Genomic DNA, 15722 nt, shown 5'->3' with positions numbered 1-15722 from the left:
GATGACCGTCGCAAGGTATTTTGACGAAATGTCCTATGGTCCAGCACCGGAAGCCGACACCGAAGCCCGCCAATGGCTGGCGCGCCACAAGGGCGAATTCGGTCACTTCATCAACGGCGCCTTCGTCGCTTCCGCGTCCGGCAAGTCTTTCGACACGAACGAGCCGGCCACGGGCAAGCTCCTGGCGAAAATTGCGCTCGGCGGCTCCAAGGACGTCGACGATGCGGTTGCCGCTGCCCGCAAGGCGCAAGGACCCTGGGCGAAGCTTCCGGGTCATGCCCGGGCGCGGCACCTCTATGCACTCGCCCGCATGATCCAGCGCCATGCGCGTCTGATTGCCGTCGTCGAGGCGATCGACAATGGCAAGCCGATCCGCGAAACCCGCGACATCGATATCCCGCTTGCCGCCCGCCACTTTTATCATCACGCCGGCTGGGCGCAGCTGCAGGAAAGCGAATTTGCCGATCAGGTGCCGGTCGGCGTCGTCGGCCAGGTCATCCCCTGGAACTTCCCGTTCCTGATGCTCGCCTGGAAGGTTGCGCCGGCTCTGGCGCTCGGCAATACCGTCATCCTGAAGCCCGCGGAATTCACGCCGCTGACGGCGCTGCTCTTCGCTGAACTCGCGTCCGCTGCCGGTCTGCCGGCCGGTGTGCTCAACGTCGTGACCGGCGAAGGCGAGACCGGCGCACTGATCGTCGAGCATTCGGATATCGACAAGATCGCCTTTACCGGCTCGACTGAGGTCGGCCGCCTCATTCGCGAACGCACGGCCGGCACCGGCAAGTCGCTGACGCTCGAACTCGGCGGCAAGTCGCCGTTCATCGTCTTTGACGATGCCGATATCGACGGCGCTGTCGAAGGTGTTGTCGATGCCATCTGGTTCAACCAGGGCCAGGTCTGCTGCGCCGGCTCGCGCATCCTCGTGCAGGAAGGCGTGGCGCCGCTCTTCTACGAGCGGCTGAAGCGCCGCATGCAGACGCTACGCGTCGGCCATCCGCTCGACAAGGCGATCGATATGGCGGCGATCGTCGCTCCCGTGCAGCTGCAGCGGATCGAAAGCCTGGTCGCCAAGGGCGTTGCCGAAGGCGCTGCCCTGCACCAGCCGTCGATCGAACTGCCGAAGGGCGGCAGCTTCTATCCGCCGACCTTGCTGACCGGCGTGCAGCCAACCTCGATCGTCGCGACCGAAGAGATCTTCGGGCCGGTCGCCGTCTCGATGACTTTCCGCACTCCGGAAGAGGCGATCCAGCTTGCCAACCACACGCGCTACGGCCTTGCCGCCAGCGTCTGGAGCGAGACCATCGGCCTGGCGCTGCACGTCGCGGCAAAGCTCGCCGCCGGCGTCGTCTGGGTCAACGCCACCAATCTCTTCGACGCGTCCGCCGGTTTCGGCGGCAAGCGCGAGTCCGGGTTCGGCCGCGAGGGCGGTCGCGAAGGCTGCTATGAATATCTGAAGCCCAAGGCATGGCTCGGCCGCAAGCTCAGGGCGGCGGTTGCCGAACCGACGCTTAAGCCGGTCGCTGGTGAGTTTGCCATGCCGACCGTCGACCGCACTGCCAAACTCTACGTCGGCGGCAAGCAGGCGCGGCCGGACGGCAATTACAATCGCAACGTTCTTTCGCCCAAGGGCAAAGTGCTCGGTGAAGTCGGCGAGGGCAATCGCAAGGATATCCGCAATGCCGTCGTCGCGGCGCAGGCGGCATCCGCCTGGTCCTCGGCAACGACGCACAACCGCGCCCAGGTCCTCTATTACATCGCCGAAAACCTCAGCGGTCGCGCCGATGAGTTCGCCGATCGCATCGCTGACATGACCGGTGCCTCTGCCGCCAACGCCAAGGCGGAGGTCGAAGCCTCGATCGCGCGCCTCTTCACCTACGGCGCCTGGGCGGACAAGTACGAAGGTGCCATTCACCAGCCGCCGCTGCGCGGCGTCGCGCTCGCCATGCCCGAAGCCATCGGCGTCGTCGGCGTGATCTGCCCGCCGGAAGCGCCGCTTCTCGGTATGATCAGCCTCGTCGCGCCGTTGATCGCCACCGGCAACCGGGTCGTCGTCGTGCCGAGCGAGCCGCATCCGCTGGCGGCGACCGATTTCTACACCGTTCTGGAAACGTCCGACGTTCCGGCCGGCGTCGTTAACATCGTCACCGGGTCGGCGATCGAGCTGGCAAAGACGCTTGCAAGCCACAACGACGTCGACGCCCTCTGGGCTTTCGGCACGCCTGAACTTTCGACGCTGGTCGAGAAACTCTCGTCCGGCAACCTGAAGCGGACCTTCGTCGATTACGGCAAGGTGACGAACTGGCTCGACCGTGACGCCGCGGAAGGCCCGGCCTATCTGCGCCGCGCGACCGACGTCAAGAACATCTGGATCCCCTACGGCGAGTAGGGGGTATCCCATGCGCGAGGCGGGGGGAGCCGGCTCGCGCGATGGAGCAATGAACGGTTAGGGAGACGCGTTTGCCCCAAGAGCAAGCGCATAGGGCGCGGCCGCGACGGCATTGCGCTTGGAGGAGGACTGTATGCTGAAGAATATCGACCCCGCTCTCAATGCCGACGTGCTGCACGCGCTGAGATCCATGGGGCACGGCGACACGCTGGTCATTTCCGATACCAATTTTCCCTCTGACGCCATCGCCCGTAAGACGACGCTCGGTACGCTTCTGCGCATCGACAATGTCTCGGCTGCGCGCGCCGTCGAGGCGGTGCTTTCGGTGCTGCCGCTCGACACGCCGCTGCAGCCTTCCGCCGGCCGCATGGAGGTGATGGGCGCGCCGGACGAAGTTCTGCCGGTCCAGCAGGAAGTCCAGGCGGTGATCGATCGCGCCGAAGGAAAGCCGGCACCGATGTACGGCATCGAACGCTTCAAGTTCTACGAGGAAGCCAAGAAAGCCTATTGCGTCATCACCACGGGTGAGACGCGGTTTTACGGCTGCTTCCTCTTCACCAAGGGCGTCATTCCGCCGAAGACCTGACGAGCCCGCTGCGCTTCCCGTGCAGCGTCCGAAAGACTGACTGAAATCGCGAGAGATTACCTGGGCACGCCGTTTCCTTGCGGTGCGGTCGCAGGGGGAGGCTTGAATGAAGACTGGTGTTTCCATCCTTGGTATTTTCGTCGCCGACACGGCCTATCTGGCGCGGCGCATGCCGGTTGTCGGTGAAACGATTACCGGCAGCGGCTTTTCCGTCGGACCAGGCGGCAAGGGTTCGAACCAGGCGGTAGCTGCAGCGCGGGCCGGCAGTCCGGTCTCCTTCATCTCCAAGCTCGGTCGCGACACCTTCGGCGAGATGGCCTTGCGCACCTATGCCGAAGCGGGCGTGACGCCGAAGATCGTCGAGATGGACGACCTGCCGACGGGGGCCGCCTTCATCTATGTCAACGACCAGAACGGCGAAAACGCCATCATCGTCTATCCGGGCGCTGCCGGTTCGATCGGGATCGATGACGTCGAGGCCGCGCGGGAGACGATAGAGGCTTCGCGTATCTTCGTCACTCAGCTGGAGCAACCCGTTGCAGCGGCCCAGCGCGCGCTCGAGATTGCGCGCGCCGCGGGGGTTACCACCGTCTTCAATCCGGCGCCGGCCGAACCCTTCCCGGATGCGTTCTACCCGCTTTGCGACTATTTGGTGCCGAACGAGACCGAGGCCGCGGCCATCGTCGGCTTCGCGCTTTCCACTGAGGATGACATCAGGCGCGCTGGCGACGTGCTGTTGAAGAAAGGCGCCAGAACGGCGCTGATCACGCTTGGCGAACGCGGCGTGCTCTATCACAACCACGACCAGTCGGTGCTCGTACCAGCGGTTGCCAGTGGACCGGTAATCGATACGACCGGGGCAGGGGATGCCTTCGTCGGCGGCTTTTCTGCAGCGCTGGCGCGTGGGCTCGCGCCGGTCGAGGCGGTGCGCTTCGGTTGCGCGACCGCCGGCATCGCGGTCACCCGTCGTGGCACGGCGCCGGCCATGCCGACGCTTGCCGAGATCGAGGCGCTGCTGGCGAGAGGGGCGGCCGCATGACGCGCAACGACCCAATCAAGCATTTCTTCATCTGGCCCGCCCTCATCATCGTCCTGCTGATCTCCATCTTCCCGCTCGTCTATTCGCTGACCACCAGCTTCATGAGCATGCGGCTTGTGCCGCCGACACCAGCCCGCTTCGTCGGCTTCGGCAACTATCTTGATTTGCTGCAAAACCCGCGCTTCTGGCATGTGGCGGGAACGACGACGTTGATCGCCTTCATCTCTGTCGGGCTGCAATACGTCATCGGTCTCTCGGTGGCGCTGGCGCTGAATTCGCGGGTCCCGGGCGAGGGCATCTTTCGCGTCAGCTTCCTGTTGCCGATGCTGGTGGCACCGGTTGCCGTCGCGCTGATTGCCCGCCAGGTGCTCAATCCGACCATGGGGCCGCTCAACGAGCTGATGTCCGCGCTCGGATTTCCCAATCTGCCTTTCCTCACCCAGACGAGCTGGGCGCTCGGCTCGATCATCGCCGTCGAGGTCTGGCAGTGGACGCCGTTCGTCATCCTCATGCTGCTTGCGGGGCTTCAGACCTTGCCTGACGATGTCTACGAGGCAGCCGCGCTCGAAAACGCCACGCCCTGGCAGCAGTTTCGCGATATCACCTTTCCGATGCTGCTGCCGATCTCGGTCGCCGTCGTCTTCATCCGCCTGATCGAGAGCTACAAGATCATCGACACGGTCTTCGTCATGACCGGCGGCGGGCCGGGGATTTCGACGGAGACGCTGACGCTGTTCGCCTACCAGGAAGGCTTCAAGAAGTTCAATCTCGGTTACACCTCGGCGCTTTCCTTTCTGTTCCTGATCGTCATCACCGTGATCGGCCTCGTCTATCTGGCGGTCCTGAAACCCTATCTGGAGAAGCACAAATGAGCGTGCGTACTCTCAAGGGAAAACGGCGCTGGCTGGCGCTCGGCGGCTGCCTGATCTGGCTCGCCATCACCTTCTTTCCGCTCTACTGGGTGTTGATCACCTCGTTCAAGACGCCGATCGCCGTCGTTGGCGGCCCGACCTATCTGCCGTTCGTCGATTTCGAGCCGAGCCTGACAGCCTGGAGCGAGCTTCTGTCGGGCCAGCGCGGTCAGTTTTTCAACACCTTCCTGGCGTCGACGATCATCGGTCTTTCGGCATCGATCGCCGCGACATTCATTGGCGCCATGGCGGCCTATGCCCTGGTGCGCTTCACCTTCCGCTTCCGGTTGCTCTCGGCGCTGATTTTCGTGGTGATCGCCTTCGGCGGCTTCCTTGTTGGGCGCAACGTGCTTGGCTACGGCCAGGGCATATCGCTGATCTGCGCCTTTGTCGCGGCGCTTGCGCTTGCGGTGATCTCAAGCCGGTTTCGGCTGCCCGGGCCGGAGCTCGGCAACAACGACATCGTTTTCTGGTTCGTCAGCCAGCGCATGTTCCCGCCGATCGTCGCCGCCTTCGCGCTCTTCCTGATGTACACGGAGATGGGCAAGCTCGGCTTCAAGCTGGTCGACAGCTATATCGGCCTGACCTTCGCCTATATCGCCTTTTCGCTGCCGATCGTCATCTGGCTGATGCGCGACTTCTTCGAGGCGCTGCCGGTCGAGGTCGAGGAAGCGGCGATGGTCGACAACGTGCCGTCCTGGCGGATCTTCTTCGGCATCGTGCTGCCGATGTCGAAGCCGGGGCTGATCGCCACCTTCATGATCACGCTTGCCTTCGTCTGGAACGAGTTTCTGTTTGCGCTGTTCCTGACCAATTCCAAATGGCAGACGCTGCCCATCCTCGTCGCCGGCCAGAACAGCCAGCGCGGCGACGAATGGTGGGCGATTTCCGCTGCCGCTCTCGTTGCCATCATCCCGATGATGGTCATGGCCGGACTTTTGAGCCGGCTCATGCGCTCCGGCCTGCTTCTTGGAGCGATCAAGTAACCAACCCGCTTTGGCATGCATTCATTCACAGGGAGGATAGAATGAGGAAATCGCTACTGGCTTCTGTATCTCTTGCCACACTCGCGATGGGGAGCGCGGGAACGGCGCTCGCCTGCGATCCGGATTACACCGGCGTCGAATTGACGGCGACCACACAGACCGGCCCATACATCGCCTCGGCGCTGCAGCTTGCAGCCAAGGGCTGGGAAGAAAAGACCTGCGGCAAGGTTAAAGTCGTCGAGTTCCCGTGGTCGGAACTCTATCCGAAGATCGTGACCTCGCTGACATCGGGCGAAGACGCCTTCGATGTCATTGCCTTTGCCCCGGCCTGGGCGCCCGACTTCACCGACTTCCTGTCGGAAATGCCGGCCGACATGCGCAAGGGCGCCGACTGGGAGGATATCGCCCCGGTCTATCGCGAACAGCTGATGGTCTGGAACGGCAAGGTGCTGTCGCAGACGATGGACGGCGACGCCCATACCTACAGCTACCGCATCGACCTCTTCGAGAACGCCGACAACCAGAAGGCGTTCAAGGCCAAGTACGGCTACGACCTGGCGCCGCCGAAGACCTGGAAACAGTATCTCGACATCGCCGAGTACTTCAACCAGCCGACCAACAACCTCTGGGGCACGGCGGAAGCCTTCCGCCGTGGCGGCCAGCAGTTCTGGTTCCTGTTCAGCCACGTTGCCGGCTATACCAGCCACCCGGACAATCCCGGCGCCATGTTCTTCAATCCGGAGACGATGGACGCCCAGGTCAACAATCCCGGCTGGGTTCGTGGCCTCGAGGAGTACATTCGCGCGTCCAAGCTAGCACCGCCGAACGCGCTGAACTTCTCCTTCGGTGAGGTCAACGCTGCTTTCGCGGGTGGCCAGGTGGCGGAATCGATCGGCTGGGGCGATACCGGCGTCATCGGCGCGGACCCGAAGCAGTCTAAGGTGGCGGGCAATGTCGGCTCGGCACCGCTGCCGGGATCGGATGAGATCTGGAATTACAAGACAAAGACGTGGGACAAGTTCGACCATGTCGTCCAGACCTCCTTCATGGCCTTCGGCGGCTGGCAGGCGGCGGTCCCGGCCACCTCGACCAAACAGGAAGCGGCCTGGAACTATATCCAGTACCTGACGAGCCCAGCGGTTTCCGGCCAGGCGGCGATCACCGGCGGCACCGGGGTCAATCCCTATCGCATCTCGCACACGACCAATCTCGATCTCTGGTCGAAGATCTTCTCCGAGCGTGAAGCGAAGGAATATCTCGGTGCGCAGAAGGACGCGGTGACCGCGAAGAACATCGCGCTCGACATGCGCCTGCCGGGCTACTTCTCCTACACGGAAGTGCTGGAGATCGAGCTTTCCAAGGCGCTTGCCGGCGAAGTGACGCCGCAACAGGCGCTCGATAGCGTCGCCGAGCAGTGGAACAAGCTGACCGACGAGTTCGGCCGCGACAAGCAGCTTGCGGCCTATCGCGCATCGATGGGGCTGCCTCAGGAATAACGACACCGCGCCCGCCCCGAGACGATCGGGGCGGGCCCCAACGTCCCGGATAGACCGGGTATCGACAGCAGCAAAGGTTTCCGCATGTCACAGGTCCGACTGGAGCAGATCACCAAGTCCTTCGGGAACGTCACCGTCATTCCGCCGCTCGATCTTCAGATTGCGGATCGCGAGTTCGTGGTGCTCGTCGGGCCGTCCGGCTGCGGCAAGACGACGACGCTTCGGATGATTGCCGGCCTTGAAACCGCGACCTCGGGTTCGATCCGAATTGGCGAACGCGACGTAACGGATCTGCGCCCTGGCTTGCGCAATTGCTCGATGGTATTTCAGAACTACGCGCTCTATCCGCATATGACCGTTGCAGAAAACATCGGCTACGGCATGAAGGTGCGCGGCACGCCCAAGGCCGAGATCGACAAGGCGGTGACGGACGCCGCCCGTATTCTCAACCTCGGCGCCTATCTCAATCGCAAGCCGAGCGCGCTTTCCGGCGGCCAGCGCCAGCGCGTGGCGATCGGTCGGGCGATCGTGCGCCAGCCCGATGTCTTTCTTTTCGACGAGCCGTTGTCCAACCTCGACGCCAAGCTGCGCATCGAAATGCGCACCGAAATCAAACTGTTGCATCGGCGTCTTCAGACGACCGCCGTCTACGTCACCCACGACCAGGTGGAAGCCATGACCATGGCCGATCGCGTCGTCGTTATGAACCAGGGGCGTATCGAGCAGGCAGCCGACCCGATCACGCTTTACGAGGCGCCCGCCAATCTCTTCGTCGCCGCCTTCATCGGCGCGCCCAGCATGAATTTCATCGAAGGGCGGCTTGAAGGCGGTGATGGCGGTTTGCAGTTCAAGGGTGATGGTGATGTGGCCATCAAGGTTCCGGAGCACCGCGCCGGAAAGCTCGGCGCTTTTGCGGGCAAGGACGTCGTCCTCGGCATCCGCCCGGAACATACGATGGCCGCGGACGCTGGAGCGCCGACCGTGAAGCTGACGGTGCGCGACGTCGAGCCGCTTGGGCCTCACACGCTGGCGCTCGGCAAGGTGGGCCAAGCCGCCTTCACGGCGCAGATTCACGCTGCGTCACGCATCGGCCCAGATGACCAGATCGAGGTGCCGATCGAGGCGGCGAAGATACACTTCTTTCTGAAGGAAACTGGCAAAGCGATCGGCCGCTGACCGGAAAGGGGGGCCGAAGGCGGTGACGCCCCCGGCCTGCCGTATTACTTCTGCTCGGCGCGCGCGGCGGCGAGGAAGGCGAGTTTCGCCGGCATTTCCAGATGCTTGGAGAGTGCGACGCGCTCAGGCGTGTAGTGATGCTCGACGTCGAGGCAGTTGACCGTGCCGAGCAGTTCGCCGCCGACAACAACCGGGATGTTCGCAACCGAACCGCAGCCGAGCGACCAGATGGTTTCATGATCGCCGAAGACCTTGGAGATGTCGGCGATGGTGTTGGCGACGAAGGTCTGGTGCGCCTTGTGCACGATGTCGAACCAGCTGTCGTAGCGGATCGGCTTGGTACCTGAGGTCGGGTATTCCTCGGGGTGCGAGGTGTAGGCGCGGCGGGCGACTTCATTGACCATGTCGACCGTCATGATGGTGAAAAGCTTGGCGCCGATCACCTGGCGGCAAAGCGTCTGCAGCGCGGTCCATACCGCATCGGCATCGGTGGTCTTGGCAATCGCCGCGTCGAATTCCGCCAGCGCGGCAGCGATCTGTTCACTGTTCATGCTATGTCCTTGGGGTTACTCGATATTGTAGAGCGGGACGCGGGCGGAGAACCACCTGCGCTTTCTGTCCCGCTCTAGTTGGCGTGCGCGGCGCTGATCTGCATCAGCTCACGCGAATAGGCATCCTTGAGGTCTCCGCGCTTGAGATCGGCGACATCGGCCACTTCGACGATACGACCCTGCCGCATGACGGCCAGCCGATCGCAGAGGAAGGAAACGACGGCCAGATTGTGGGTGACCATCAGGAAGGTCAGGTTCTGCTCGCGCCGCAGGCGCTTCAGCAGGTTGAGGATCTCGGCCTGGACCGAGACGTCGAGCGCCGAGGTCGGCTCGTCGAGCAAAAGCACCTTCGGCTTCAGCATCAGCGCGCGGGCAATGGCGACACGCTGGCGCTGGCCGCCGGAAAGCTGATGCGGGAAGCGGAAGCGGAACTTGCGGTCGAGACCGACCGAGGCCATGACCTCCTCGATCCGCGCATTGCGGTCGCCGATGCCATGGATCGTCAGCGCCTCGCCGAGCGTGGCGTCGACGGTCTTGCGCGGGTGCAGCGAACCGTAGGGATCCTGGAACACCATCTGGCACTGGCGCGAGAAGGCCCGGTCGATGCCGTGGCCACGCGGCGAACCGAGCACGGTGATTTCGCCCGTCCATTCCGGCGCCAGACCGGCGATCGCCTTCAAGACGGTCGATTTTCCCGAGCCGCTTTCGCCGACAAGCGCAAAGCTCTCGCCGTCGGCAATGTCGAGATTGACGTCGTGGGTGATCTGCACGTCGCCATAGGAGATGTCGAGATTCTTCAGAGAGAGCGCGGTCATGACTTGGCCCATGCGCTGCGGTCGAGCACCGGCAGCTCGTCCCGTGTTTCGTCGAGGCGCGGGATCGAGGCGATCAGCCCCCGCGTATAGGGGTGCTTTGCCGCCATCAGCTCGCCGGCCTTGCACTCCTCGACCACCTCGCCGGTGTTCATCACGAGGATGCGGTCGCAATAGCTGGAGACGAGGTTCAGGTCGTGGCTGATAAAGATCAGCCCCATGCCCTTGCGCTTCACCAGTTCGTCGATGATGTCGAGCACCTGGGCCTGGACGGAGACGTCGAGTGCCGAAGTCGGCTCGTCGGCGATCAGAAGGTCGGGCTCCGGGATCAGCATCATCGCGATCATCACGCGCTGGCCCATGCCGCCGGAGACCTCGTGCGGATAGAGCTTGGCGACGCGTTCCGGATCGGCGATGCGCACCGATTCCAGCATCGCGAGCATGCGGCTGTTGACCTCACGGCGCGGCAGCCTCTGGTGCGTCAGCAGCGCCTCGGCAATCTGCTCGCCGATGGTCATGACCGGGTTCAGCGAGAACTTCGGATCTTGCATCACCATGGAGATGCGGGCGCCGCGAATGGCGCGCATCTGCCGCTCGGACTGCTTCAGAAGATCGATGCCGTCGAAGATGAGCCTGTCGGCGGTGATGCGGCCTGGCGCCCGGATCAGCTGCAGGATCGAGCGGCCGGTCATCGACTTGCCGGAGCCGCTTTCACCGACGATGCCGAGGCGCTCGCGGCCGAGCGTGAAGGAGATGCCGCGTACCACCTCCAGATCGCCACGGGGCGTCGGGAAGGTGACCCGCAGGTTTTCGATTTCGAGAAGATTGCTCATCAGCGCTGCTCCCCGCTCTTCGGATCCAGCACGTCGCGCAGACCATCGCCCAGGAAGCAGAAACCGAGGCTGACGAGAATGATGGCAAAGCCCGGCATGGTCGCAACCCACCACTGGTCGAGAATGAAGGACCGGCCACGCGAGATCATCGCACCCCATTCGGGAAGCGGCGGCTGAGCGCCAAGGCCGATGAAGCCGAGCCCGGCGGCCGTCAGGATGATGCCCGCCATGTCGAGCGTGACGCGGACGATCATCGACGAGGTGCAGAGCGGCAGCACGTGGCCGAGATTGACGCGCAGGCTGGAGGCTCCCAGCAGCCGCACCGCCGATATGAACTCGGAGTTCTTGAAGGTGAGCGTTTCGGCGCGGGCGACGCGGGCATAGCCGGGCCAGGACGTAATCGCGATGGCGATGATTGCGTTCTCGATGCCCGGACCCAGCGCCGCGACGAAGGCGAGCGCCAGGATCAGCTTCGGCAGCGACAGGAAGATGTCGGTGATGCCCATGAGGATGCGGTCGACCCAGCCGCCGAAGTAACCGGCGGCAACGCCGATCACCAGGCCGGCGGGGGCGGCGAGCACGGCAACGAGCGTGACGATCGCCAGTGTGATGCGCGCGCCGTAGACGACGCGGGACCAGATGTCGCGGCCGAGTTCGTCGGTTCCCATCCAGTGGGCGCCACTCGGCGGCAGCAGGCGTTCGCCGAGCGACTGGCGCAGCGGATCATGGGTGGCGAGCCAAGGCGCGAACAGAGCCGTCAACACCAGGGCCAGGATGATGATAGCGCCGACGACGGCAAGCGGATTGCGCATCAGCGCGCGGAAGATGCGGTAGAAACGTCCGAGGCGCGCCTGCATCGGCGAGGCGGGGCTGTCGTCGATCAGCCAGTCGCGAAGTGTGGTCATGTCCGCCTCCTCTTAGCGTGCACGCGGATCGAGCACGCGATAGAGCACGTCCGAAATCTTGTTGATGCCGATGAAGACCGCACCGATGACGAGGGTCGAGCCGAGCACCGCCGACATGTCGGCGTTGAGCAGGGCGACGGTCAGGTAGTTGCCGATGCCCGGCCAGGAGAAGATCGTCTCGATCATGACGGAGCCTTCGAGCAGGCCAGCATAGGAAAGGCCGATGACGGTGATCAGCGGCACGCGGATCGGTCGGAAGGCGTGGCGCCAGATGACGAGGCGTTCCGGCACACCCTTGACCCGCGCGGTGGTGACATATTCCTGGCTCAACTGGTCGAGCATGAAGGAACGGGTCATGCGGGCGATGTAGGCAAGTGAGAAGAAGCCGAGGCAGGAGGCCGGAAGGATCAGGTGCCAGACGGCGTTGCGGAAGATCTCCCATTCGCCGGCGATGATGCTGTCGACAAGGATGAGCCCGGTGATCGGCGTCACCATGCCGTCATAGAAGATGTCGACCCGCCCCGGGCCGCCGACCCATTTCAGCCGCGCATAAAAGACGGCAAGGCCGACAAGGCCGAGCCAGAAGGCGGGCACCGAATAGCCGAGCAGGCCGATGACGCGGATGCCCTGATCGAGCCACGAGCCGCGGCGGGCGGCTGCAAAAACGCCGAGTGGGACGCCGATCAGCACGCCGAGGATGATGCCGAGTGTCGCCATCTCGAGCGTCGCCGGGAAGACGCGGGCAAGGTCCTCGATAACCGGCTTGCCGGTGGAAACCGAGGTGCCAAAATTGCCGGTGGCCACATCGCCGACATAGCTGACGAACTGGGTGATCAGCGGCTGGTCGAGCCCCATTTCCTGACGGACGCGCTCATAGACCGCAACGGGCGCGCGGTCGCCGACGACAGCGAGAACCGGGTCGATCGGCACGATGCGGCCGATGAAGAAGGTGATCGCGAGCAGGCCAAGGAAGGTTATCGCGAGTGTAACCAGGAAGCCCGCCAATGAGGTAAGGCGCTGCCGGCTCCGGCTAGGTCTGGAGGCGCGGCGTACCGGCGTTGCTGCAGTGGTGCTGTCATTTGCCACGTGGCGATTCCATCCCTCTTCGCTTGCGGTCTGTCCTGTCGATACCGCAAAAATTTGCTTGGAGTATATAAATAAGTTTGCTTAAATCAAAAAAATTTTACTGGGGAGGAAATGGTGAGCGACTCGTCGGAGGATGCGGGCTCAGCACCGGGCAAAGCCATAGGAGCAGGGCAGCCGAAGGTGGGCGCGCTGGTGCGCGCGCGACGGCGGCAGATGCATATGACGCTGCAGGCGCTCAGCGATGCGGCGGGCGTTTCCGTCGGTTATCTCAGCCAGATCGAGCGCGATCTGGCCATGCCTTCGCTTGGCACGCTGGCCCAGATTGCCCAAGGCTTGGGCGCAGAACTCAATCATTTCATCCTCGCGCCGGCGATCGACACCGGGCTTTCGCGCGCCGAGGGGCGCATGGTCTTTTCGGTCGGCGGTTCACCGGTTTCCTATGAGCGGATCGGCGCCGATTTCGCCGGCAACCAGCTTTCGAGCTTCGTCATCACCATTCCGCCAGGACACCGTTCCGAGGTCTTCAGTCATGAGGGCGAAGAGCTCGTCTACATGCTGGAGGGCGAAATCCTCTTTGGGCTCGACGGCGACGAGACCACGCTTTCCCCGGGCGACGGCCTGCATTTCCGCGGTATCCAGCCCCACTACTGGTGGAACAAAACGGACACGCCCGTGCGGCTGATCTGGACCGGCACGCTGCCGCTCTTCCGGTTGCGCGCATCCCAATCCAACGAGACCGGTACGCCGAAATCGGCGCTGAAGCCGGCGATGACAAAAACCAAGCCTCATCGAAAATAGGAGAATGATGATGAGAATGTTCAAGGCCGCGGTGTTCGCGGCGTCCCTGATGATGAGCGTAGCGCCGGCGGCGCTCGCGGAAACGCCGGCGGAAGTGCTGGTCGTGGCGCAGAACATCGACGACATCGTCAGCATCGACCCGGCCGAAGCCTATGAGTTTTCCTCGGGCGAATACGTCACCCAGACCTATGACCGCCTGGTGCAGTACGATGCGCCCGACGTGAAGAAGCTGGCGCCGGGCCTTGCCTCCGAATGGACGGCCGACGATGCCGCCAAGACGATCACCTTCACGCTGCGTGACGGTGTCACGTTCACTTCCGGTAACCCGCTGCGCGGCGAAGACGTCGTCTATTCCTTCAAGCGCGTCGTCGTCCTTAACAAGGCTCCAGCCTTCATTCTGACGCAGCTCGGCTGGACCCCTGAGAACATCGACAAGATGGTGACGGCCGACGGCAACAAGGTCACGATCAAGTATGAAGGCGACTTCTCGTCGGCATTCGTCCTCAACGTTCTCGCTGCCCGTCCGGCATCGGTCGTCGATGCTGAAACCGTCAAGGCGAACGAAGCCGATGGCGACTTCGGCAATGCCTGGCTCAAGGCCAATTCGGCCGGTACTGGTCCCTTCGTGCTGAAGGCCTTCCGCGCCGGCGAACTCTTGAACCTGCAGAGCAACCCGAACTACTTCGGCGGCGCTCCTGTCATCAAGGGCGTCATCATCCGTCACGTGGCCGAAGCCGCCACCCAGCAGCTGATGCTGCAGACCGGTGACGTCGACATGGCCAAGAACCTGACGCCGGACCAGGTGTCGGGCCTCGAGGGCAAGGACGGCATGAAGGTCGAATCCTACCCGCAGGCCGCCGTGCACTTCCTGTCCTTCAACCAGAAAAACACGGCACTGCAGCCGGAAGCCGTCTGGGAAGCCGCGCGTTACCTCGTCGACTACAAGGGCATGACCGACAGCTTCCTGAAGGGTCAGATGGAAGTTCACCAGGCCTTCTGGCCGAAGGGCTTCCCGGGCTCGCTCGATGAAACGCCCTACAGCTACGACGTCGAAAAGGCGAAAAAGATCCTCGCTGACGCCGGTATCAAGACGCCGATCAAGGTAAGCCTCGACGTCATCAACTCGACGCCGTTTACCGACATGGCACAGTCGCTGCAGGCATCGTTCGCGGAAGCTGGCATCAACTTCGAGATCATCCCGGGCACCGGCAGCCAGGTGATCACCAAGTACCGTGCGCGCACCCACGAAGCCATGCTGCTCTATTGGGGCCCGGACTTCATGGACCCGCATTCGAACGCCAAGGCCTTCGCCTATAACGAAGACAATGCCGACGACAAGTATCAGTCGACGACCACGTGGCGTAACGGCTGGGCCGTGCCGGCAGAACTCAACGAAGCGACCAAGGCAGCGCTCAAGGAAGCCCATCCGGCCAAGCGCGACGCGCTCTATGTCGACCTGCAGCGCAAGGTGCAGGAAAAGTCGCCGATCGTGATCATGTTCCAGGCAGCGACCCAGGTCGCGATGAAGGACAAGGTCGAGGGCTACGTCAACGGCGCCACCTCGGACTTCGTGTTCTATCGTCTCGTCAAGAAGAACTGATCGAGCATCGCTCTTGCGCCCTTCTTCAAAGGCGCACATATCAACGCCCTGGGCCTTGCGGCCCGGGGCGACGTGTTTCTGCCGACAGCGATAGTGTCGGTTCCGAGAATTCTGGGAAGGTTTGCGAGATGGCGGATGTGAAAGTGAGAACGCGCGAAACCGGTGCAACGGCCGTGGTCGGCAGAACCGGCTTTCCGCATGTGACCTCGGTGGCCGGGGGCGAACTCGATATCGTTACCGGCCCGTCGCAGCCGGGCTACGGCCCGCTCGATCTGCTTTACGCCTCGCTCGCAAGCTGCCTGGTCTTGAGCGCCCGCATCGCCGCCAGCCGCTACGGCGTGCTCGACCGGCTGACGGAGGTAAGCGCCAAGGTGACCGGCGAGAAGGCGCATGACGAACCCTCCCGCGTCGCCAAATTCAACATCGTCTTCGACATCAAGGGCGATTTCGACGACGCGGTCCGCCATGCGATCGCGGAAGCGGCAGAAAACGAAATCTGCACCGTCAGCAACACGATCCGCGGCAATCCGGAATTCGTGACGACGTTCGGTCACTGA

Annotated in this window: 15 protein-coding genes; 10 read left to right on the top strand and 5 right to left on the bottom strand. The window is 63.3% G+C overall.

The features are described from left to right. The first annotated feature begins 1 nt into the window (after nucleotide 1). From V7S54_RS25825 to V7S54_RS25795, 7 genes are all read left to right on the top strand, one after another. Nucleotides 2-2386, top strand: coding sequence for an aldehyde dehydrogenase family protein (locus V7S54_RS25825; protein ID WP_065374727.1), 2385 nt, complete (start codon nucleotides 2-4; stop codon nucleotides 2384-2386). 133 nt (nucleotides 2387-2519) lie between these two features. Continuing rightward, nucleotides 2520-2972 (top strand): RbsD/FucU family protein, encoded by a 453-nt coding sequence (locus V7S54_RS25820; protein WP_065374728.1) that lies wholly within the window; start codon nucleotides 2520-2522, stop codon nucleotides 2970-2972. Between the two features lie 106 nt (nucleotides 2973-3078). Beyond that, nucleotides 3079-4011, top strand: coding sequence for a ribokinase (rbsK, locus tag V7S54_RS25815; protein WP_065374729.1), 933 nt, complete (start codon nucleotides 3079-3081; stop codon nucleotides 4009-4011). Further along, entirely contained in the window at nucleotides 4008-4883 is an 876-nt protein-coding gene (locus V7S54_RS25810; RefSeq protein ID WP_065374730.1) for a carbohydrate ABC transporter permease, read from the top strand. The genes rbsK and V7S54_RS25810 overlap by 4 nt, the downstream gene beginning before the upstream one ends. Further along, the gene (locus V7S54_RS25805; protein WP_065374731.1) at nucleotides 4880-5908 is read left to right on the top strand and encodes a carbohydrate ABC transporter permease; all 1029 of its coding nucleotides are present in this window, start codon (nucleotides 4880-4882) and stop codon (nucleotides 5906-5908) included. Before V7S54_RS25810 ends, V7S54_RS25805 begins: the two co-directional genes overlap by 4 nt. Before the next feature lie 41 nt (nucleotides 5909-5949). Beyond that, the gene (locus V7S54_RS25800; protein ID WP_065374732.1) at nucleotides 5950-7404 is read left to right on the top strand and encodes an ABC transporter substrate-binding protein; all 1455 of its coding nucleotides are present in this window, start codon (nucleotides 5950-5952) and stop codon (nucleotides 7402-7404) included. A gap of 84 nt (nucleotides 7405-7488) precedes the next feature. Then, nucleotides 7489-8580, top strand: a complete 1092-nt coding sequence (locus tag V7S54_RS25795) for an ABC transporter ATP-binding protein (RefSeq protein WP_065374733.1) — start codon at nucleotides 7489-7491, stop codon at nucleotides 8578-8580. Nucleotides 8581-8624: 44 nt separating this feature from the next. Here V7S54_RS25795 and V7S54_RS25790 read toward each other — a convergent pair whose 3' ends face one another. The 5 genes from V7S54_RS25790 to V7S54_RS25770 all read right to left on the bottom strand — a co-directional run bounded on the left by V7S54_RS25790 (nucleotide 8625) and on the right by V7S54_RS25770 (nucleotide 12686). After that, a complete protein-coding gene (locus V7S54_RS25790; protein ID WP_065374734.1) occupies nucleotides 8625-9131 on the bottom strand; it encodes a GAF domain-containing protein in 507 nt (168 codons plus the stop codon). Nucleotides 9132-9205: 74 nt separating this feature from the next. Next, a complete protein-coding gene (locus V7S54_RS25785) occupies nucleotides 9206-9946 on the bottom strand; it encodes an ABC transporter ATP-binding protein (protein ID WP_065374850.1) in 741 nt (246 codons plus the stop codon). Further along, nucleotides 9943-10776: an ABC transporter ATP-binding protein gene (locus V7S54_RS25780; RefSeq protein ID WP_065374735.1), complete on the bottom strand. Its 834-nt coding sequence runs from the start codon at nucleotides 10774-10776 to the stop codon at nucleotides 9943-9945. Before V7S54_RS25780 ends, V7S54_RS25785 begins: the two co-directional genes overlap by 4 nt. Continuing rightward, nucleotides 10776-11681 carry an ABC transporter permease gene (locus tag V7S54_RS25775; RefSeq protein WP_065374736.1) on the bottom strand — a complete coding sequence of 302 codons (906 nt, stop codon included), beginning with the start codon at nucleotides 11679-11681 and terminating at the stop codon, nucleotides 10776-10778. The genes V7S54_RS25780 and V7S54_RS25775 overlap by 1 nt, the downstream gene beginning before the upstream one ends. 12 nt (nucleotides 11682-11693) lie before the next feature. Then, nucleotides 11694-12686, bottom strand: coding sequence for an ABC transporter permease (locus V7S54_RS25770; RefSeq protein ID WP_234793047.1), 993 nt, complete (start codon nucleotides 12684-12686; stop codon nucleotides 11694-11696). Between the two features lie 195 nt (nucleotides 12687-12881). Here V7S54_RS25770 and V7S54_RS25765 point away from each other — a divergent pair, with 195 nt between their 5' ends. The 3 genes from V7S54_RS25765 (at nucleotide 12882) to V7S54_RS25755 (ending at nucleotide 15722) form a co-directional block, all read left to right on the top strand. Further along, entirely contained in the window at nucleotides 12882-13565 is a 684-nt protein-coding gene (locus tag V7S54_RS25765) for a helix-turn-helix domain-containing protein (RefSeq protein ID WP_234793033.1), read from the top strand. Nucleotides 13566-13575: 10 nt separating this feature from the next. Continuing rightward, nucleotides 13576-15165, top strand: a complete 1590-nt coding sequence (locus tag V7S54_RS25760) for an ABC transporter substrate-binding protein (protein WP_065374739.1) — start codon at nucleotides 13576-13578, stop codon at nucleotides 15163-15165. Nucleotides 15166-15293: 128 nt separating this feature from the next. Then, a complete protein-coding gene (locus V7S54_RS25755; protein ID WP_065374740.1) occupies nucleotides 15294-15722 on the top strand; it encodes an OsmC family protein in 429 nt (142 codons plus the stop codon).

Source organism: Ensifer sp. CCNWLY38 (assembly GCF_037120565.1).
In the GTDB taxonomy this organism is placed as follows: domain Bacteria; phylum Pseudomonadota; class Alphaproteobacteria; order Rhizobiales; family Rhizobiaceae; genus Ensifer; species Ensifer adhaerens_H.
Note: the sequence above shows the minus strand (reverse complement) of the source record. Positions and strands in the feature narration are given on the sequence as shown.

Bases quoted from the DNA above. Each gene is read 5' to 3' on its own strand.
- V7S54_RS25825 (WP_065374727.1), top strand. From the start codon at position 2: ATGACCGTCGCAAGGTATTTTGACGAAATGTCCTATGGTCCAGCACCG.
- V7S54_RS25820 (WP_065374728.1), top strand. From the start codon at position 2,520: ATGCTGAAGAATATCGACCCCGCTCTCAATGCCGACGTGCTGCACGCG.
- rbsK (WP_065374729.1), top strand. From the start codon at position 3,079: ATGAAGACTGGTGTTTCCATCCTTGGTATTTTCGTCGCCGACACGGCC.
- V7S54_RS25810 (WP_065374730.1), top strand. From the start codon at position 4,008: ATGACGCGCAACGACCCAATCAAGCATTTCTTCATCTGGCCCGCCCTC.
- V7S54_RS25805 (WP_065374731.1), top strand. From the start codon at position 4,880: ATGAGCGTGCGTACTCTCAAGGGAAAACGGCGCTGGCTGGCGCTCGGC.
- V7S54_RS25800 (WP_065374732.1), top strand. From the start codon at position 5,950: ATGAGGAAATCGCTACTGGCTTCTGTATCTCTTGCCACACTCGCGATG.
- V7S54_RS25795 (WP_065374733.1), top strand. From the start codon at position 7,489: ATGTCACAGGTCCGACTGGAGCAGATCACCAAGTCCTTCGGGAACGTC.
- V7S54_RS25790 (WP_065374734.1), bottom strand. From the start codon at position 9,131: ATGAACAGTGAACAGATCGCTGCCGCGCTGGCGGAATTCGACGCGGCG.
- V7S54_RS25785 (WP_065374850.1), bottom strand. From the start codon at position 9,946: ATGACCGCGCTCTCTCTGAAGAATCTCGACATCTCCTATGGCGACGTG.
- V7S54_RS25780 (WP_065374735.1), bottom strand. From the start codon at position 10,776: ATGAGCAATCTTCTCGAAATCGAAAACCTGCGGGTCACCTTCCCGACG.
- V7S54_RS25775 (WP_065374736.1), bottom strand. From the start codon at position 11,681: ATGACCACACTTCGCGACTGGCTGATCGACGACAGCCCCGCCTCGCCG.
- V7S54_RS25760 (WP_065374739.1), top strand. From the start codon at position 13,576: ATGAGAATGTTCAAGGCCGCGGTGTTCGCGGCGTCCCTGATGATGAGC.
- V7S54_RS25755 (WP_065374740.1), top strand. From the start codon at position 15,294: ATGGCGGATGTGAAAGTGAGAACGCGCGAAACCGGTGCAACGGCCGTG.